This is a genomic window from Streptomyces sp. NPDC096079, assembly GCF_040303145.1.
Taxonomy (GTDB): Bacteria; Actinomycetota; Actinomycetes; order Streptomycetales; family Streptomycetaceae; genus Streptomyces.
On sequence record NZ_JBEOST010000012.1, the window covers coordinates 29,174 to 47,946 of the forward strand.

Below are 18,773 nucleotides of genomic sequence, written 5' to 3' on the forward strand. Positions count from 1 at the left end.
ACAGAGCGCCCCTCCGGGCGGAGGGGCGCTCTGGGTGGGTGTTCAGCCGGGTTGGTCAGGTGCGCTGCACCAGGTGGTCGACCGAGAAGAGGAGATGGTCCCTGCCGTACTGGAAATGGCTACCGAGGCGGCCATAGCGGCTGTACTGCTCCTCGGTGACCGGCAGCTGGAGGACCTCCAGTGTGCGCAGGAACAGGCGGAACCCGAGGTCGGGGTCGACTCGGGTGACGACCTGTTCCAGTGCGTCGATGACCGTAGTGCCTTCCAGGGGGCGGAAGGCGGGGCTGATCACCCTGCCGGCGGCGAGCGGCGCGATGTCCCGGATCTCCCCCAGGACCGCGTCGCGTTCTTCCCTGGATGCGGCCGAGGCGGAGGGGACGTAGGCCGGTGCGACGCGAGTCAGGTGTTCTTCGCACACGTCCACGACCTGTTCCAGCCACTCCCGTCCGCCGATGCCGCACGCGTCGATGTTGTAGCCCCGGTCCGTCGCCGCCAGCCACAGCACGGTGATCGTGTCGTCGGGCAGACCGGAGTCGAGTACGCGCCGCGTGTCCTCCCACGTGATGGCCGCCTCGGAACCGGGAGGGCGCTCGTACCCGTCGCCGATCATCGCGTTCTCGACGGCCGCGCGGGGAGTGCGGTGGTGCCATCCCGCAGTGAACAGCCTGGCGAGTCTGGAGAGTCCGAAGTCCTGGACCACCCCCTGCCGGTTGGCGCCGACCGGTGGCCAGGCGATGTCGAGGCCGTCGTGCACCACGGCTGCGGGAAAGCCGAACTCCTCGGCCAGTGATTGCAAGCGGCGGTACTGCCCATAAGGGACGGGAACGGAATGCGTCTTGAGCGCACGGAGGAACAGCCGCATTCCGAGGTCGCCGTCGGCACCCGTCACCACCTTCTCCAGCGCGTCGACCAGCTGGGGCAGTTCCGACGCGCGGACGAGAGCCGCGGCCGTGGCCTGGATCTCCGCCACGACCGCCCCGCACAGCCGCACGTCCCGTACCGGCCGTACGGGCGGCGGACCATAAGAACGCTTGTTCTCCCGGAGTCGTTCGGTGGAGAGCTCAGAGATCTTCTCCAGCCATCCACGGCAGCTCATTCCGTAGTGGCCTGGAGCGAAGGCGTACCCAGCGGAGGCCAGCCACACCGCGGAAAGGACACGTTCCGGGAGGTCAGCAGCCAACAGCCGGCGAGCATCCTCGCCCAGCTCCACGGCCCCGTCCCCCTCGGCCCCGTCCGCGAGCTCTTTCGCGTACCCGAGTGCGGCAGCCGGGTCGGTGCCGGAGCCGGCCATGGCGAGACGCTCGGAGAGGCCGCTCAGTCCGAAGTCCTTTCCGTACCCGAGTTCGTGGTACGCGGGACGTTCCCGGGTCACGGAGCCACTCCTGTCGGGAAAGAGGTCATGACGGTGAATCCTTCACGGCCTTTGCCCGAGTGAGCCGCCACCCGCATCAGTTTCACCGTGACGGTATTGCCCGCGTTGGTCACTGTTACGCCGTCAGGATGATAGGTCTTCCCCAGGGACGGATAGGCGTTCCAGCGCCCCCTGATCTCCAGGATCATCTCACCGTCCGTCGCTCGGGCGACCTTCAGCTTGAAGCTCGCCCACTTCTTTTCGTCAAAGACCTTCTGGCCCTTGACCACTGTGGTGAAGTATTCGCCGACGACGCGGTCGGTGGCCTGCTGGGCGATCTCCAGGCTGGTCCACACCGAGTTCGGCATGCCCTTCCTCTGGGCGTGACCGAATGCTTCTGCCGGAGTCGGGGTCACATGTTCCGCGAGCGTATGGATCAGGCCTCTGGCCCTGTAATCGGCGAGGCGCGGCAGGAGCTCGTCATTGAGGTTCAGGCAGTTGTGCACGAGCACGTCCGACGCACGTGCCCCTTCGGCACGGACGTAGAAGGTGTGCAGGCCGTCGACCGTGAGGTCGTAGACCCGCTGGGAGGCCGCATCCGTCCCGTCGCGCACGCCCTTCACCGCGAGCAGCTCACCGCCCGGGCGCAGCAGCCGGTCCCCCGTGTGCAGCTCCGAGGCCAGGATCCAGCCGCGCTTCCCGGCGTAGACCCTGTGGCCGGGGGTGGTGTCCAGGCTGCTGCCGTCGGCGAGGTAGATGGTGACCAGCCGCTCGGCCATGTGCTGGAAGGTGTCGCTGACCGGCTGGGAACGAACGGTCCCGGTGACCGGGTCACCGGCCAGTACCGCGTCGCCCACCCGGAGCGAGCTGATCGGGCGGTGGGATCCGTCCGCCATGAGGACGGGTGTGGTGGCGGGGAAGCTGTTTCTCTCGCACGATACGAAGATGGCTTCGGCCATGCCGGCCTCGTGCTCGATGGCTGCCAGGGCCTGCGGATTGAGCCTCAGCGACCTCAGTGCCCGCAGGGCGTCGGCGATGCCGATTCCGGTACGGATCGAGGCGTCGAAAGCGGTGATGGCCTCGGCGATGGGCCTGAGGATCTTGCCCGAGAAGAGCAGGGCGACGTCCAGGGCCGCCCAGGCGCATCCGCCCCAGCTTCCGCTCTCACCTCCGGGCCACTGCTTCGCGCACTTGATCCAGTGCCCGAAGAGAATGTCCACCGGGTCGACGCCCGCCTGGAATTCGGCGATCGTGATGGTGTGGGTGATGTCCTGGGACTGCTCGTCCGACGGGTACTGACCCAGGTACCGAGTGTTTTCGGAGGGACACGTGGGATTCGACGGGTCCAAGGCCTCTGCGGTGCACATGTACAGGTCGAGGTAGGCCTTGTAGCGGATCCTGATCGTCATCGTGCAGTCGCCCTTGTAGAAGAGCGAGTCGAACCAGCCGTCGCAGCCGGCCGTCTTCTTCAGCGTCTGGGGATCGCCGATCTGCTCGGTGTGGTCGATCAGGTAGTACATCTTGCCGATGAACCCGCCGGATCCGTCGGGCACGGTCCCGTCGTCGATCTGCTGCACCTTGCCGGCCTTCTCGGCCCGGTCAGCGGCTTCCTGGGCTTCGTTGGCGTACCTCTCGGCGTCCTTCGCGGCCTGCTCGGCCTCGGTCGCCGCGACGGCGGCGCGGTCGGCGGCCTCCCGGGCGGTCTTGGCGTCCTCCTCGGCCCGGGTCGCCGCCGCGCGAGCCGCGGCCGCGTCGAGCGCCGCCTGGTCCGCGGATTCGCGGGCCGTCTTGGCGTAACCCTCGGAGCGCGCGGCTGCCTGGTCGGCGGCCACGGCGTCCGCTGCCGCCTGACTGGCGTACCCGACACTGCGAGCCAGCGACGCGGTGGCCAGGGATGCGGACTTCGCGGCGTCGGCCGAGTAGCCGAGCGCCTCCTTGGCGTAGCCGCGGGCATCCGAGGCGTACCCGGCAGCGGCCGCCGCGTGCTCGTACGCGGCCTTGGCGTCGCCTTGTGCCTGTTCGGCGATGGACTTGGCCGCTGCGGCCTCCTCCTGCGCGTTCCTGGCGTGGACGTCCGCGACCGCCTGCTGCTGCTCGGCGATGGTCTTCGAGGCCTGCCCGGTCAGCACGACCAGGCCGGCCGCCGCGTCGGTGGTGACGTAGGGCGAGCCGAGCTGGACGGCGTCGTTCGCGGGCTTGGCCACCTGTGCGGCCGCCTGACCCGCGTCCACCGCGGCCTGCGCGGTCACGTGTGCGTAACCCGCCGCCTTCGCGGACGTGAGCTGGGCCTTGCCCGCCTCCACGCTTGCCGCGTCGGCCTCGCTCTTGGCGTTCCTCGCCTGTGCGTCCGCCTCGTCGGCCTGTGCGACGGCCATCCGGGCCTCGGACGCGGCGTGCTGGGAGGCGGCGATCGCGTCCGCGGCGGCACTGGTCGCGGTCCTCACCGCGGCATCCGCTTTCAGCTTCGCCGCCTGGGCCCCGTCGGCCTCGGCGCGCGAGCGCTTGGCCGCCGCTTCGGCTCGGGTCGCCGCCGCATCGGCGTCGGCCGCGGCCTTCGTCGCCGCGTCGGCCTCGCCGCGAGCCCTCACGGCCGCCGTCTCCGCGTCGGTCGCGTGCCCATCCGCCGCGTCGGCCGCCGCGCGTGCGGCGGTCGCCTCGTCACCGGCATCGAGGGAAGCGGCGTACGAGGCTTTGGCATCCGCCTTGGCGCGCTCGGCGTCGGCCTTCTGTTCCGCGACCCAGGCGTCATCGCGCTTGGCCTTGGCGTCGTCGCGGGCCTTGACGGCGCCGTTCCTCCGATCGACCGCGGTCGCCTCGGCGGACTCGGCCGCGTCCTTGGCGTTCTTGGCCTTCGTCGCCTCCGCTTCCGCGTTGTTCTTGTGCTGGGCGGCTTCGGCCTGCCTGGCGGCGGCGTTCTCCTTCTCCTTCTTCGCTGTCGCTTCCTCCGCCTCGGCCTTGAGCCTCTTGGCGTGGGCGTCGGCGGCGGCCGCCTTCGCTTGGGCCTCAGCCTTCAGCGCGTCACCGAGCTTCGCTCTGGCGGTGTCGGCGTCCGTCTTCGCGTTGTCGCGGTGCAGCTTGGCCGCGTCGGCGGCGGCCTTCGCCTGCAGCTCGGCCGTACGCGCGGCCTCCTTGCGGAACTCGGCCTTCGACTGGGCGGCCTGCGTGAGCGCGCGCTGCGTGATCGTCTCGCTGTCCCCGGCGGCGGCCCTGGTCGCGGCCTCGGCGGTCTCGCCCGCCTTCACCATCGCGTCCAGCGCGGCGGCGGCACCCTTGGTGACCTGTGCCTTCTGCAGGCCGACGAGGAGACCGCGGCCGCGAGGCGCGCCGTTCTTGTCGGCGATGGCGTAGGCGGCCTGCACCGCGGCCTCTGAGGTGGTGGCCGCCGTGCGCGCCGCCGTGGCCTGCGCCTTGAGTACGGCAAGCTGCTGCTTCGCACCCGCCTGGGCGCCCGCGAGGCCGTTCGCCGCCTGCGTGAAGTGGGCCTGCGGCTGCACCGGGCCGGTGTGACCGGAAGGCTTGATCTCCACCTGCTGTCGCGTGCTGCCGTCGCACCTCCGCAGCACCGCGGCCACGCCGGGGACGAGCGTCGGGATGTTCAGGCACTGACCCGAGGCGACGTGCTTCAGCGCCGTGACGCCGCGGGGAGAGAACGTCCATGTCTGTGCCGGCCCGCTGTTGCACGGCGCGGCCTTGATCTCCGTGCCGAACGCGGAGCTGGTCCCGGCCACTTCCAGGCACTTGGTCGAGCCCGCGTTGCGCAGGTGCAGACCGCGGTCGTCGCCCTGCAGCTGCCAGCTCTGCGATGCGGTGCGGTTGCAGAGGTTGAGCTGGACGGGGTTGTCGCCGGCCGTCGCACCGCCTTGCGAGTCCAGGCACTTGCCGTCGGCTCCGGTGAGCTCGATGTTGGAGCCCGCGTCACCGATCCAGCCGACGCCGCCCGCGGACCAGTAGTCGTTCCAGCGGGTGAGGTGGTCGGCGACCCAGGAGTGGCCCAGCATCTGCCCCAGGGCCTCGGCGCCGGCCGTGAGCGCCCGGGTGGCGTCCTTGCCCGCGTCCATGACCTGATTGCGCTGGACCGCCTGGGAGGCGATCTCCTGCTGCCACTCGGCGGCGGCGGTGCCGGTGATCTGGCCGAGGACCTTGTCCGGATCCATCGGGTCACGCCAGGCACAGGTCGCGAACCGGGTCTTCAGTTCCTCGACCGCGATGCGGTACTCGGCCGTTCCGGCCTTCGGTGCCGTACGGGCGAAGCCTCCGGAAGCGAGGAACATGCGGGCGTTGTCGGCGCCCGTGGGCTCCGCCGACCAGTCGGTGAGGTGCTTGAACGCGTCGCGCTCCGCGATCGCGCGGAGCCAGGCGTCCCCGGTGACCTGCTGAGGGTCGGGGTCCTTCCCGTACAGGGGTGCGCCCAGGTCCTTCACGGCCGTGACGGCGGACCCGGACGCCTTGGGCGTGGGGTCGTTGTAGAAGTCGCTCTCGGACGCCCAGAACCGGTCGGCGGTCCACTTGACGAGTCCGGTCTGGGTGTGGAAGTCCTGCTTGCCGTCACCGGGTGAGCCCGGAGGCCAGTGGAAGTCGGCGTTGTTGATGCCGCCCGGAGTGGACAGCCCCTCCAACGGCTTCTTCCACGTGTCCCTCAGGGCGTTGAGCGCCGTCAGGGAGCTGCTCGCCGCGTTCCTGTCCTTCTGGTACGCGGTCGCGAGCGGCGTCTGCTCCCAGTGCTTCCGGTCAGCCAGGACGTGCAGCTTGTCCTGCGGCTGGTTGAGACCGTCCTGGGCGACCTGCGCCATGGCCGTCCCGCCCAGGCGCAGGACGTCGGCCATCAGGCACTGGTCCTGCCGCCACTGCTCGGCGGCGGTGTCTTCGAGCCAGTCCTCCGAGCTGCCGGCCGCAGCAGCGCTGAGTGCTATGGCGGAATCGAGCGGTCCGGGCTGGACCGCCACGCTGCTCAGGACGGCGAGGGAAACGAGCGATGCCAATGCCGAAGGCAGTAGCGCGGATCTCCCCGGTCGGTGGGAGAACAACTGTGGTCTTGGGCTCAAGGGAGCGTTCCTCCGTGGCTGACGAAGGCGACCAGGGGCATTCGTCCGAGGAAGGAGAGCCGGCGCAGCGCCCGAACGGCCTCTGCCCCTACACCGGGGCAGCAGGAAGCGGGCGCTGCGGACCTATGAGATGCGTCTTGTGTGCCGATGTCGTGGCACGACGGAACCATCCCTCCCCCATGGGCGGCAATGATCCCCCGACCGCCGGATGGTGTGCGCGGCACGGTGGACCGGTCAGATCCTCAGCACGCGCGCCGCTCACTATAGGCACAGGCCCAGGTATTGGATCAAGGAAGTCGGCGCCGCGTTCCGTGGTCACGCCTGCGGAGCGACTTCACAGTGGGCCGGGCCGCGTCGGCCTCGTGGTTGCTACGGGCGTTTGACCACGACCACCGCGTTGCTCATCGCGCGCTCGGTCGGTGTGGTGTCCGTCCACTGGTCCCAGGGCCGGTTGTAGAGGGTGTTGTCCACCATCAGGGTCGTGTCGCCGCCGCTGCCGAGCCCGACGGCGTCGCGCGCGCCCAGCCACTCCATCACCCGGGCGGCCTCCGGCAGCGTCACGCCGACGCTGCCCGCGGGGTTGCGGCCGTCGATGGTGACGAGCATGAGGTGGCCCTGCGGGGAGATTCCGGCGAGGGTGCGCGGGTGGCGGGACGTCAGCGCGCCGCTGGGGCGGCAGCCGGTCGCCGGGGCGGGCAGGACGCAGGCGACGTGCGCCATGCCGTTGGCGGCCGGGTTGAGCCACACCTGGCCGTCGCGCATCAGCGCCGGCGTACCGCCCCCGAACGCGGAGAGGGCCAACGAGGTGACCGGGGTACCGGCCATGTCGGTGACGCTGGTGTGGGAAACGACCCGGTCCCCGGACTTGAGGGTCCGCAGCCATTCGCGGCCCTTGCCGATGCCCTGGAGGACCCGGCCGCCCGGCGGTATCGGTCCGGGTGCGTCGCGGAGTTCGAGCACGTCCCAGTTCCCGTTCATGACGACCTCGGTGACGGGCGCGCCGGTCCACTCCTTCGCGGGCGCGGGTGTGCGGGCTCCCCACTCGGGCCTGAAGACCACGATCTCGTTCGGGTCGTAGCAGGTCCCGTTGCGCCAGGGGTCCAGGCGTGGCACGTTGCCCGTGGTCGCCGTCTTGCGGAAGTCGTCGCCCACGCCTCCGCAACCGAGGATCTGGCCTGCGACCCGGTTGATGCCGTCCACCTCCCGCGAGCTCCCGTCCGGCGCGGTGATCCACGTCCGTGACTTGACCTCGGTGATGCGGTGCCCGCCGGCGGCGTTCAACAGCAGTGCGGTGCGCCCGTTGTTGGCGGCTCCGAGCAGCACGTTGTTCTTCATGTAGAGGCCCTGGGGGACGCCCTCGTGGCCCATGAAGTGGGTGTTGTTGATGGAATTGATGTCGAACTCGGTGCCGTTGACGGCGGCGAGCGCACCGGCGGTCGCGGAGAGCTGCCGTACGGTCTCGGATCCTGAGACCGTCGCGCCGTGCTCCGCGCGCAGATCGACCTGAGCGTCCGGCCTGACGGTGATCACGCGGATCTGCCAGGGGCCCCGGCTCTCGGGGTCGGTCTCGGCCGTGTACAGCACACGGGTGTCGGCGAACCCCTTGCCCTTCAGGTCCGCCTGGAGGGCCTGGGCCTCCGTCGCGGTGGTGTACGAGCCGACGTGCACGCCGTAGAAGGTCTGGGCGTACGTGTCCGCGGTGGCGGGCGAGTTCAGCGGGACGACCCGGGCGTCCGCGTACCCGGCGGTCCGCAGCTTCTCCGCGTGGGCCGTGGCGGTGCTCTGCGCCGACGTCATCTCCTGCCCGTCGTCGAACCGCACCCACACCGTCCACACGTCACCGGCGGCGACGCCCTGGGTGAACACCCGGTACGTCACACCGGGAGCGAGCTCCTTGTACCCGGCCTTCGGGGCCGAGTGGTCGCCCAGCGGGAAGACCGCGCCGAGCGCCGGATAGTCGGGCACTGGTTCGGCGGTGGCCGTGGTGGCGAGCAGCGGGGAAGCGGAGACCATCAGGGCGGCGCTCACGCGCGCGGCTCTCCGGGACAGGGAGGAGGAAGATCGAATCACCTGGAGTAGACACACGGCGGTGGTTCCAGGTTGCCCCGGGCGTGGAAATTTCTCACGGCCCGACGACGGGTACGGTCCCGGCACTCGGGAGCAAGCCCCCCCCCGAGTGGCGGACGGCCGGCGCGAGCGGCTCAGCGCGCACGTCGGCGCAGCAGGATCGTGAGGGTCTGGCGGGCGTCTCGGCGGCGGCCCGGGCTGCGTGAGAAGACCGAGGCGGCCGCCGTGACGGTCACGCTCGCGGTGTAGAGGACGCCGGCGGCTGCGGCGAGTTCGGTGGTGGAGTTCAACAGGGCGGGGAGCACGGACATGGCTGGTGTACCTCCTGGGCAGTCCTCCCGCGCTCGTTCGAGCCGGGGTGTGGCGTCCGTTCTCCACCGTCCGGAGGGTTTCCGGCGATCTCCTGCGGCACTCGGTCATGCCAAGTAGCCTGGTCGGTCCGCGTGGACGAGTCCTCCGGAGGGTTTCCGGCCCCGGTCGTCCGGACATCGGAGGGGGGCGAGGTGTGACCGCCGCCCGTTCGGACGTGCAGGAGTTCAGCGATGCGCTGCTCCGCCTGTGGGAGGCCGCGGGCAAGCCCCCGTACAGCGCGCTTGTGCGCCTCGACGACCGGGAGTCCGGAGTCCAGACGGTCAGCGTCCAGACTCTGAGCGACTGGTTCACCGGCAAGAGCGCACCCTCCCGGGCGAAGACGCCCTACGTGCTCGCTCTGGTCCGCCGCCTGGTCACCCGCGCATCCGAAGGGTCCGCCGACCGCGGGCGTCTGACGACGCGCCGGATGGAGGCGCTGCTGGCGAAGGCCCAGGCCGAGAGCAGGCGCCACCGCGGCGGGCGGCCGAGCGGGTCCGCGTCACGGAGTCCGGCTGCCACGGGGCCCGACCGGATGGACCGGCGGTACGCCGCGCCGTCGCGGCGCCTGGCCGCGGCGGGGCTGGGCGTGGGCCACGCCGGTGAGCCCGGCGACTACTTCGTCGGCCGTACCGCCGCCCTCACCGCGCTCGCCGCCTGGATGCGCGGGGAGCACGACCGTAAGGCCAGGGTCGTCACCGGCGCTCCCGGTGCGGGCAAGTCCGCACTGCTGGGGCGGCTGCTCGCCCTCGCCGACCCGGACACCGCCGCTGCCGGCGCCGACCCCGCCACCGTACCCCCGCCCGGTTGCGTCACGGTCGCGCTCGACGCTCACCACACCACCCTGGAGGCGATCACCGGCGACCTGACCGAGGCGCTGACGGGGCGGCGCGAGGCACGCCCTGACGTCCTCCTCGGACATCTGCGCGACCGCGCCGAGCCGGTCACGGTCCTGGTCGACGCCCTCGACGAGGCGGGCCCCGTCGGTGACAGCCGGGAGGCCGCACGCATCGCGGACGAACTCCTCCAGCCGCTGTCGGCGATGCGCGCGGTGCGCCTCGTCGTCGGCACCCGTCGCCCCTTCGTCGACGCCCTGGGGCCCGCCGTGACCGTGCTCGACCTGGACGAGGAACGGTGGGCGGACCCGCAGGACGTCGCCGAGTACGCCGAGCGGCTGCTCCTCGACCGTGCCGACCCCGACAGCCGCTCGCCCTACCGCGACCGGCCCGGGCTCGCGCGCACGGCCTCCAGGGCGATCGCCGCACGCGCCGGCAGCTGCTTCCTGGTGGCCAGGATGGCCGCCCGGCACCTCGTCGAGGGCCAGATCACCATCGCACCCGAATCGCCCGGCTGGCAGGACGAACTGCCGTCGAACGTCGGCCAGGCGTTCGCCGCCTACCTGCGTCGCTTCGGGGACGACGAACAGCGTGTGCGACGCGTCCTCACTCCCCTCGCCTACGCCCAGGGCCCGGGCCTGCCCGAGCCCCTGTGGGCGCCCCTCGCCGAGGAACTGTCCGGCAGGCCCTGCGCGCACGAAGAGCTCGACCGGGTTCGCCGGGAGCACGCGGGCGCGTACATCCACCTCACCACCACGGAGAAGGGGCCCGTCTTCCGCCTCTTCCACGAAGCCCTCGCGGAATACCTCCGCGGCTCCCGGGACGACCGGGCGGCTCACGCACGGATCGCCCAGGCCCTGCGGTGCCGCGTGCCCGCGTCGGTCACGGGCGCCCCCGGCTCCCGTGACTGGTCCGGCGCCGACTTCTACACCCGGAGGTACCTCGCCGCACACGCCACTGCGGCCGGGACACTGGACGACGTCCTCGGTGACGCGGACTACCTCGTCCACGCCGACCCCCGCGGTCTCACCCCGCATCTGCACCACGCCCGTACCGAACCCGCCCGACAGGCGGCGGCGGTCTACCGCACCTCCCTCCATCTGCACACGACCGCGACGCCGGACGTGCGCCGCCAGGTCCTCGCGCTCGACGCGACGCGCGCCGGCGCCACCTCCTTGCGGCAGCGGCTGATCCGCCTCGTCCCCGAGGGCGACTGGGTCCCCCGGTGGGCCACCGGGGCCGACATCTCCCCGACGCTCCGCCACACCCTGACGGTTCGCTCCGGCAGGGCGGAAGCGGTCGCCTGCACCGTCCTCGACGGCCGTCCCGTGGCGGTGGCCGGAGGCCGCGGCGGGGCGGTTCACGTGTGGGACCTGGTCACCGGCACGTCGGTCCACCCTCCCCTGACCGGGCACACCGATCGCGTGCAGGCGGTGGCGTGCACGACGCTCGACGGCACTCCCGTCGCCGTGACCGGCGGACGTGACCTGACGCTGCGCGTCTGGGACCTCGCCGCCGGCCGCCCGCTCGGCAGGCCCCTGACCGGTCACAGGGACTGGATCCAGGCGGTGGCGTGCGTCGACTGGGACGGCAGCCCGTTGGCGGTGACCGGGGGGTACGACGGGACGGTACTGGTGTGGGACCTGGCCGCCGGCACGCAGATCGCCCCACCCCTGACCGGGCACACGGGCCGGGTGCACACGGTGGCCTGTACGACGCTCGACGGCACTCCCGTCGCCGTGACCGGTGCCGACGACATGACGGTACGGGCCTGGAACCTGACCACGGGCGCGCCGCTGGGGCATCCCATGCAAGGCAAGGGCGAGATCGTTCAGGCCGTGTCCTGCGCGATCCTCGACGGCAGACCCGTCGCCGTGTCCTGCGCCGGCGACACCGTGCAGGTGTGGGACCTGGCCACCAGCGCGCCTGTCGGCCGGCCCATGAAGGTGGACCAGTACGAGGTGCACGCGATGGCGTGCGCGACGCTGGACGACACCCCCGTCGCGGTGGTGGCCAGCGCAGACGACGGGACCGTCGGGGTGTGGGACCTCGCCACCGGCACCCCGCTCGACCGGCCGGTCACCGGGCACACGGGCCGCATGCACGCGCTGGCGTGCACGATGCTCGACGGCAGGTCCGTCGGCGTGAGCAGCGGCAGCGACCTGACGGTTCGGGTGTGGGACCTCGGGAGCACGAGCTCGCTCGGCCCGTCCGGGACCGGGAGCACCGGCAGAGTGGAGTCGATCGCCTGCACCGTCCTGGACGGCAGGCACGTCGCGGTGACCGGTGACGACCACGGGACCGCCCGGGCGTGGGACGTGGCCACGGGGCGCCCGGTCGGAGCTCCCCTGACCGGAACGTTCAAGGGGTTGGGGGCGGTTGCGTGCACGACCCTGGGCGGGCGGCCGGTCCTCGTGACCGGCGGGCGGGAGAGGTTCACGGAAGGGGTCATACGGGTCTGGGACCTGGCCACGGGCGCCGCTCTCGGCGAGCCGATCGCCGCGCACCCCTTCGACGTCACCGAGCTCGCGTGCACGACCCTGGACGGCGCGCCCCTCGTCGTGAGCCGCCAGTCCCATGAGGTACGTGTCTTCGACCTGCTCTCCGGTACGCCCGTGGGCCGGCGCATCGCCAGGTACACGCGGAGCTCCGAGCGGTTCGACACCTTGCTGGCGATGGCGTGCACGGACCTCGGCGGACGGCCGGTCGTCGTGACCGGCGGGCATGACGGCGCCGTCCGGGTGTGGGACGCGGCCTCCGGCACCGCGCTCGGCCCGCCGATCACCGCCGCCGACGGGCCCGTGTCCGCCGTGGCCTGCACCGTGCGCGGCGGCAGGCCCGTGGTTGTCGCCGGGACTCGGGAGGGGGTCGTCCGGACGTGGGATCTGATGACCCGTAGCCCCGTGGGTGAAGCGATGGGCACGGACGCCGGCGGAGTGCGGGCGGTGACGTGCGCCGTGGTCGACGGCACGCCCCTCGCCGCGGTCATGAGCGAGCACGAGAGGGTACACCTCTGGGACGTGTGCAGCGGCGAACGCGTAGGGCTCGTCGTCGCGAAGGGCGTCCGGTCCCTCGCCATCACGACGGGTGGGCATCTCGTCGTCGGCATGGGTCGTGATCTCGCGGTGTTCGAGATCAGGTCCCGGACGGTCGCGGCTCAGCGGCTGCCTACGCGTACCGGATCAGGGCATGGGTCGAGGTCGAGACGGCCCCGGTGGGGGTGAGGTCGCCCGGGACCTCGCTCGGACCCGAGACGGTGATCTCGCCGACCGGAACGCGCCGCGTCGAGGTGCGGCCCGGCGCCGTGCCGGACTTGAGGACTCCACGGCCCCGGCCGCGTCACCACAGGTGCTGCCTGCGCGATCCTCCCGCCGTGGCGGGGCGCCGTCTCCTCGTGAGCCCATCCGCGCGGGCCATACCGGCCGAGCGGCCCTCGACGTCTCGGTCAGCCGACGAACGACGATGCCCCCGAGAGGGCCACGAGGATCAAGGCGCCCACACTCAATGCCAGACGGTCTCCCAGTCCTGCGTTGAGGAACCGCTGTCGTTCATGTCCAGGTTCGACAGAATGCCGACCAGGACGAGCACCACAATGATCACCACGAGAACGGCCACCCAGATATGGTCCGCGGCCGATGGTTCGTGTGTGCCCTGCGGGTGATCCGGCCGGGCGTCGTGCTCCTCGGCACTCCCGCTCTCGTCGTCATCCGGTGCGTCGGCCATTGGCGCCCCCTCCCCCACGCCTCATGGCACCGCTCCGAGCAAGCTGTGTCAAGCTTTTCGGGGCCGGGATCCGGACCTCGGCCGGGGAGTGCGTGAACCGGGGCTGTTCGCCACACTCTCTACGACCGGGCGAACGCCCTGCCGGCAAGGACATTCGCGATCACTACGTAGACGACTGCGGCGATGCCGTAGTCGAGGAGCACCTGGAGGGTGCGTCCGGCGACGTCGAAGAGCCCGATCGACCAGCCGGCGGCGGAGTGGAACCAGCCGACCACGGTGTTGCCCCGGTTGGCGTCGAGCAGGTCCATGAGGATCCAGACGACCAGGATGCCCGCGAGTACGTGGGCCACGGTTCTTATGACGGAGTCGATGCCTCTCATGGGCTCCGTCTTGCCCCGTACCGCCGCGACAAACTGCCCCGACGGGTCCCCCGCGTTCGGCTCGCGGGAGCCCGGTCGGCCGAGGATGGACAGCCGGATGTACCCAAGCCTGCACGCACCTCACGCCGGGGCAGGAAGCCGGACACGCAGCGCCGGGCGATGATGGAGTCATGTCCGATCGTGACGACTTCCTGGTCTGGGTCAGGACCGCGTTGTACGAGGCGGAGGTCGCCCTGCACGATGGCGATCCCTCTCCGCGACGTGCGCTCTGGTCGCGCACCGAGCCGGTGAGCGTCCTCGGAGCGTGGCGCAACGCCGTGGGCCTGGAGGAGGTCGATGCCCTCTTCACCAGCCTTGCGGAGTCCTTTTCCGACTGCACCTCGTACGCGTTCGAACTGCAGGCCTACGACGTCATCGGCGACATGGCCTATACCGTCGGTCTGGAGCACACCTCCGCCTCCGTGGACGGCCGGCCCCACTCGTACACGCTGCGTGCCACCCAGGTGTACCGCAGGGAGGACGGCGCCTGGCGGGTCGCCCACCGGCACGGTGACACCGTGACCGACTGACGAGCCGGAGAACGGGGCCGAGGAGGCGCTGTGACGGACTTCGATCCCTTCACCGACAGGCTCGACGGGCCGATGTACGTGGTGACGGCCGCCTCCGGCGGCGAGCGGGCCGGCTGTCTGGTGGGCTTCGCCTCGCAGTGCTCCATCGACCCGCCGAGGTTCGTCGTCTGCCTGTCGGTCGCCAACCGCACCTACCGCATCGCGCGCGCGTCCGAGCACCTGACCGTGCACCTGCTCAGCGAGAAGGACCGCGCGCTTGCGGAGCTCTTCGGCGGGGAGACGACCGACCAGGTGGACAAGTTCGCCAGGGTCGCCTGGAGCGCTGGCCGAGCGGGCAGCCCGGTCCTGGACCAGGTCTCCACATGGTTCACCGGCAGGATCGAGGGGCGTATCGAGGGCGGCGACCACGTGGGGTTCCTCTTGACCCCCGAGGAGGTGTGCCCGCCGCTCCAGGGACCGCGCCCCGCACTGCTCCGTTACCGCGACATGCAGGACCTGGATCCCGGCCACCCGGCCTGACGCGTACCTGTCCCGGCGGACCGAGGTACGAGTGTCGTTCTCCTCGCCACACTCGTACCCGCCGCCCGAGCGTCCTACCGCTTCCGCCTCCGCCGGCCAGTCTGCACTTCCTGCTCTCCACCCCGGACACTCATCACCGGGGGCGGAGGCCTGCGCCGCTCTCCAACGGGAGGACGCTCATCGCCCTCGATGTCCCGGTCACCAACCCAGCCCGCGCCCAAGCCAACCGCATCGACCGCGACCGGCTGATCGCCGAGGATGCGGCTCAGAACGCCCGCCGCCTTGGCATTTGATGAAGCGATCGCCTTCCCGGCAGACGCCGCTACGGGGTCACCGACGGGGGCTCCTGCTCCGGCACAGCTTTGACGAGACCCGAGCTCACAGGGCGCTCGTCGTTGACGAGTACGAGCCGGTTCCTGGCCCAGGTATCGAGCCGGTCGCATGCCCAGGCCGGGTCGTACGCTGCCGTGGGCAGCTGCGGTATGCGCCTTCGACCGGTGTCGTCGAGCCGATAGGGGACGTCGAAGGCCGTGTTCCAGCCGTCCAGGCTCGCGGCGAACCGCTCCTCCGCCTCCGCCGGACCTACGCCCAGGTACTGGGCGATCTCTCTCCCTTCCCCGAAGCACCGACGGGCGGCGCTGACGTGTTCGCCCGTGGTCGCGGGCCTGACGAACCGCCCCTGACTGTCGCGCCCGCCGCAGTCGCTCCCTGAGAGAGCGCACGGGTTCCGCCCACCGCACCTGATCCATACTCTGGAGTAACTTGCCTTGCCCGTAACGCATCGCCATCGACGAGAGACGAGACATGACCGCTTCTTCGACGTCCGCCCGGCTGCTCAGCGGCCTGCTCATCGGTGCTGGGGTGGCGCACTTCGCCGCTCCCCGTCAGTTCGACGCCATCGTCCCCCAGAGCCTGCCCGGCTCACCCCGGACATGGACTCACCTGAGCGGCGTCGCGGAGATCGCCGTCGGCGCGGCGATTGCCGCCCCCCGCACCCGACGCGCGGGCGCACTGGCCGCGGCCGGACTGTTCGCCGCCGTGTTCCCCGCGAACGTGAAGATGGCGTACGACTGGCGCCACCGCCCCGCCCCTCTCCAGGCCGTGGCACTGGCCCGGCTCCCTCTCCAGGTCCCCCTCGTCCTCTGGGCCCTGCGCGTCCGCCGGGGCGGGCGACCCGACAGCTGACGACACCGGCAGCCGTGCGACGCCGCCCCGCACCTGTCGGCCGGCGCTCCGCTCCGCCAGATGATCAACGCCGGTTGATCCGTACCGCCCGGGGTAACGGAGGGTCATGGAACACGAGGACGCATCCGCGGCGACAGGCCGCTCCGCACAGCCGGTGATCGACGTCGCGGCCCTGGCGGCCCTTCTCGACGGTGAGTACGCCGGGATCCGCACCCTTGTCCGGACCAACCTGGCGACCCACTCTTCCGTGCTGGAGGACGCCGAGCGGCTGGACATGGACGCGTTCCGCGAGCGGGTGCGCGACATCGTGGTCGAGATGGCGGGGACGGGTCAGACCGGCATGGGCTTCCCGGCGGCGTACGGCGGAGGCGACGACGTCGGCGCCTCCGTCGCCGCCTTCGAGACCCTCGCCTTCGGTGATCTCTCGGTACTGGTCAAGGTGGGCGTGCAGTTCGGGCTGTTCGGCGGCGCGATCCTGCATCTGGGGACCGCGCGTCATCACGACGCCTATCTGCCGGACCTGGTCGCCGGGCGGCTTCTGGGCTGCTTCGCGATGACCGAGACGGGGCACGGCTCGAACGTCCAGGCACTCGGGACGGTGGCCCGGTACGACGCCGAGGCCCAGGAGTTCGTCGTCACCACCGAAGGCGACGCCGCCCGCAAGGACTACATCGGGAACGCGGCCCGCCACGCCGAGCTGGCCGTCGTCTTCGCACAGCTGGAGGTGGGCGGAGAGTCCCGAGGCGTCCACGCGCTCGTCGTACCGCTCCGCGCCGGAGGCAAGGTCCTGCCGGGCATCGAGATCGAGGACGACGGCCGCAAGATGGGCCTCAACGGCGTCGACAACGGCCGGATCCGCTTCGACGGGGCCCGGGTGTCGCGTGAAGCGCTGTTGAACCGATTCGCCGACGTCACGCCCGAAGGCGCGTACGTCAGCTCGATCGACAACCCCAACCGTCGCTTCTTCACCATGCTGGGCACACTCGTCCAGGGCCGCGTCTGTGTCGGCGGCGCCGGGGTGTCCGTCGCCAAGGTCGCCCTCGCTCTCGCCGTCAGGTACAGCGTGCGCCGGCGGCAGTTCGAAGCCTCGCCGGGCACCGAGGAGCAACTCCTCCTGGACTACGGACTGCATCAGCGCCGGCTCCTGCCCCTGCTCGCCCGCACCTACGCACTGCACTTCGCCCAGGACGTCGTCCGTCAGCAGCTGCACGACGTGTTCTCCGGTGACGAGGACGAGCCGCAGGCACGGCGGCGGCTGGAGTCACGCGCCGCGGGCACCAAGGCGCTCGCCACCTGGCATGCCACCCGTACGGTGCAGGAATGCCGCGAGGCATGCGGAGGCGCCGGGTATCTCGCGGTCAACCGCTTCGCCGCGCTCAAGGCCGACAGTGATGTCTTCACCACCTTCGAAGGCGACAACCACGTGCTGCTCCAGCTCGTGGCGAAGGGCCTGCTCACCGACCACGCGAGCGAGTTCGAGGACCTCGACCAGCTCGGCATGGTCCGCTACGTCACCGGACTCGCCGTCGAGACCGTCATCGAGAAGGCGTCCGTCCACAAACTCCTGGAACGGGTCCGCGACCTGCTGCCCGGCGGTGAGGAATGGGACCGGGAGGCCGGGCTGCTCGACTCGGAGTACCACCTGGCCATGCTGCGCTATCGCGAGGAGCACATGCTCGCCGGTCTCGCCCGCCGGCTCAAGCGCGGGATCGACCGCAAGGGTGATCCCGGTGGTGTGTTCTCGCAGGTGCAGGACCATGTGATCGCGCTCGCTCACGCACACGTCGAACGGCTGGTGCTGGAGGCCTTCGTCGACGCCTCGCGGAGCCTGCCCGACAGCGGCAACAAGGTCGCGCTGGGACTGCTCTGCGACCTCTTCGCCCTGTCCACGATCGAAGCGGACCGGGCCTGGTTCATGGAGCACGGCAGGCTGACCGTCCAGCGGTCCAAGGCCATCAGCCGCGAGGTGAACGACCTGTGTCGCAAGATCCGTCCGCTGGCCGTCGACCTGGTCGACGCCTGGGGGATCCCTTCGGCGATGCTGCGGGCGCCGGACCTACTGGGCTGAGATCGGTACGTCTCCACGGCCCCCGGACCGCGGGCGCATGGCCCAGGCGCGCGAAGGACCGCACGGCACCCCACGTACACCTCGATCCGGGATTCCGAGCGTCCTCGCGCCAGGCACTCACGCCGCCTCGTAGGCGTGCGCCCTGCCGCCACGCCACTCCACCCACTGAGGATCGTCGAGGACCCTCCCCGCGTCCGGCAGTCCGCTGCGACGCAGGAACTCGATGAGGTCCCGGTCCTCGTAGGCGAGGCCGAGGATCTCCCCGCGCGCGGTGACGCGGCGGCCTCCGGTCGGAGACGGAGGATGAACGATGATCGGTGCTCCCATGCCCGGCGAGTGCCCCGCCCTGCCCGGCGTACACAGAGTGGCGCGACACGCCGTACCGGCCGCAACACGTGGGCTCTGTTGCCCGGCAGGGGCGGCGCCACCCGCGGGAAGGGGGGAACCGCGGGTGGCGCACGCACCGACCGTCGCCGCCGTCCACGGACCGGGGGGTGACCGCAGACGACGGCGTCACCCTCCGCCTGCCCACGGCACCGCACCTCACACCTGTCTTGTGCGGTGCTGATCGGGATGTGTGGGTTCCGGTATCGGGGGCATGCGGACGGGGAGCGGATGGGACCCGCTCACTCGCCGGACCGCGGACATCCCCTGCCGCGAGGTCCGGCAGAGTGAACACCGGCTC

Annotated in this window: 12 protein-coding genes; 5 read left to right on the forward strand and 7 right to left on the reverse strand. The window is 71.2% G+C overall.

The window, feature by feature from the left end:
• Nucleotides 1-55: 55 nt before the first annotated feature.
• The 4 genes from ABTY59_RS23550 to ABTY59_RS23565 all read right to left on the reverse strand — a co-directional run bounded on the left by ABTY59_RS23550 (nucleotide 56) and on the right by ABTY59_RS23565 (nucleotide 8,771).
• A complete protein-coding gene (locus ABTY59_RS23550; RefSeq protein ID WP_352020977.1) occupies nucleotides 56-1,372 on the reverse strand; it encodes a hypothetical protein in 1,317 nt (438 codons plus the stop codon).
• Complete coding sequence (locus tag ABTY59_RS23555) at nucleotides 1,369-6,174, reverse strand: ricin-type beta-trefoil lectin domain protein (protein WP_502995420.1); 4,806 nt, start codon at nucleotides 6,172-6,174, stop codon at nucleotides 1,369-1,371. The genes ABTY59_RS23550 and ABTY59_RS23555 overlap by 4 nt, the downstream gene beginning before the upstream one ends.
• A 588-nt stretch (nucleotides 6,175-6,762) precedes the next feature.
• Nucleotides 6,763-8,421, reverse strand: coding sequence for a phosphodiester glycosidase family protein (locus ABTY59_RS23560; protein ID WP_352020979.1), 1,659 nt, complete (start codon nucleotides 8,419-8,421; stop codon nucleotides 6,763-6,765).
• A gap of 173 nt (nucleotides 8,422-8,594) precedes the next feature.
• The gene (locus ABTY59_RS23565) at nucleotides 8,595-8,771 is read right to left on the reverse strand and encodes a hypothetical protein (protein WP_352020980.1); all 177 of its coding nucleotides are present in this window, start codon (nucleotides 8,769-8,771) and stop codon (nucleotides 8,595-8,597) included.
• 194 nt (nucleotides 8,772-8,965) lie between these two features.
• Here ABTY59_RS23565 and ABTY59_RS23570 point away from each other — a divergent pair, with 194 nt between their 5' ends.
• Nucleotides 8,966-12,868, forward strand: coding sequence for an nSTAND1 domain-containing NTPase (locus ABTY59_RS23570; RefSeq protein ID WP_352020981.1), 3,903 nt, complete (start codon nucleotides 8,966-8,968; stop codon nucleotides 12,866-12,868).
• Between the two features lie 277 nt (nucleotides 12,869-13,145).
• On the opposite strand, the gene ABTY59_RS23575 is transcribed toward ABTY59_RS23570, so the two are convergent.
• A complete protein-coding gene (locus ABTY59_RS23575) occupies nucleotides 13,146-13,367 on the reverse strand; it encodes a hypothetical protein (RefSeq protein WP_352020982.1) in 222 nt (73 codons plus the stop codon).
• 119 nt (nucleotides 13,368-13,486) lie between these two features.
• On the reverse strand, nucleotides 13,487-13,747 hold the full coding sequence (locus ABTY59_RS23580; protein WP_352020983.1) for a hypothetical protein: 261 nt from the start codon (nucleotides 13,745-13,747) through the stop codon (nucleotides 13,487-13,489).
• A 170-nt stretch (nucleotides 13,748-13,917) separates the two neighbouring features.
• On the opposite strand from ABTY59_RS23580, the gene ABTY59_RS23585 reads away from it, so the two are divergent.
• From ABTY59_RS23585 to ABTY59_RS23600, 4 genes are all read left to right on the forward strand, one after another.
• Nucleotides 13,918-14,316 (forward strand): nuclear transport factor 2 family protein, encoded by a 399-nt coding sequence (locus ABTY59_RS23585; protein WP_352020984.1) that lies wholly within the window; start codon nucleotides 13,918-13,920, stop codon nucleotides 14,314-14,316.
• Between the two features lie 30 nt (nucleotides 14,317-14,346).
• The gene (locus ABTY59_RS23590) at nucleotides 14,347-14,835 is read left to right on the forward strand and encodes a flavin reductase family protein (RefSeq protein WP_352020985.1); all 489 of its coding nucleotides are present in this window, start codon (nucleotides 14,347-14,349) and stop codon (nucleotides 14,833-14,835) included.
• An 804-nt stretch (nucleotides 14,836-15,639) separates the two neighbouring features.
• On the forward strand, nucleotides 15,640-16,020 hold the full coding sequence (locus ABTY59_RS23595) for a DoxX family protein (RefSeq protein WP_352020986.1): 381 nt from the start codon (nucleotides 15,640-15,642) through the stop codon (nucleotides 16,018-16,020).
• A gap of 106 nt (nucleotides 16,021-16,126) precedes the next feature.
• Entirely contained in the window at nucleotides 16,127-18,088 is a 1,962-nt protein-coding gene (locus tag ABTY59_RS23600; protein WP_352020987.1) for an acyl-CoA dehydrogenase family protein, read from the forward strand.
• A gap of 117 nt (nucleotides 18,089-18,205) precedes the next feature.
• Here the strand turns inward: ABTY59_RS23600 and ABTY59_RS23605 are convergent, their stop codons facing one another.
• Complete coding sequence (locus ABTY59_RS23605; protein WP_352020988.1) at nucleotides 18,206-18,415, reverse strand: hypothetical protein; 210 nt, start codon at nucleotides 18,413-18,415, stop codon at nucleotides 18,206-18,208.
• Nucleotides 18,416-18,773 lie beyond the last annotated feature (358 nt).

What these genes read in the sequence shown, in the direction of transcription:
- ABTY59_RS23565 (WP_352020980.1), bottom strand. Translation starts at nt 8,771, where the DNA reads ATGTCCGTGCTCCCCGCCCTGTTGAACTCCACCACCGAACTCGCCGCA.
- ABTY59_RS23555 (WP_502995420.1), bottom strand. Translation starts at nt 6,174, where the DNA reads ATGGCCGACGTCCTGCGCCTGGGCGGGACGGCCATGGCGCAGGTCGCC.
- ABTY59_RS23600 (WP_352020987.1), top strand. Translation starts at nt 16,127, where the DNA reads ATGGAACACGAGGACGCATCCGCGGCGACAGGCCGCTCCGCACAGCCG.
- ABTY59_RS23605 (WP_352020988.1), bottom strand. Translation starts at nt 18,415, where the DNA reads ATGGGAGCACCGATCATCGTTCATCCTCCGTCTCCGACCGGAGGCCGC.
- ABTY59_RS23595 (WP_352020986.1), top strand. Translation starts at nt 15,640, where the DNA reads ATGACCGCTTCTTCGACGTCCGCCCGGCTGCTCAGCGGCCTGCTCATC.
- ABTY59_RS23585 (WP_352020984.1), top strand. Translation starts at nt 13,918, where the DNA reads ATGTCCGATCGTGACGACTTCCTGGTCTGGGTCAGGACCGCGTTGTAC.
- ABTY59_RS23575 (WP_352020982.1), bottom strand. Translation starts at nt 13,367, where the DNA reads ATGGCCGACGCACCGGATGACGACGAGAGCGGGAGTGCCGAGGAGCAC.
- ABTY59_RS23580 (WP_352020983.1), bottom strand. Translation starts at nt 13,747, where the DNA reads ATGAGAGGCATCGACTCCGTCATAAGAACCGTGGCCCACGTACTCGCG.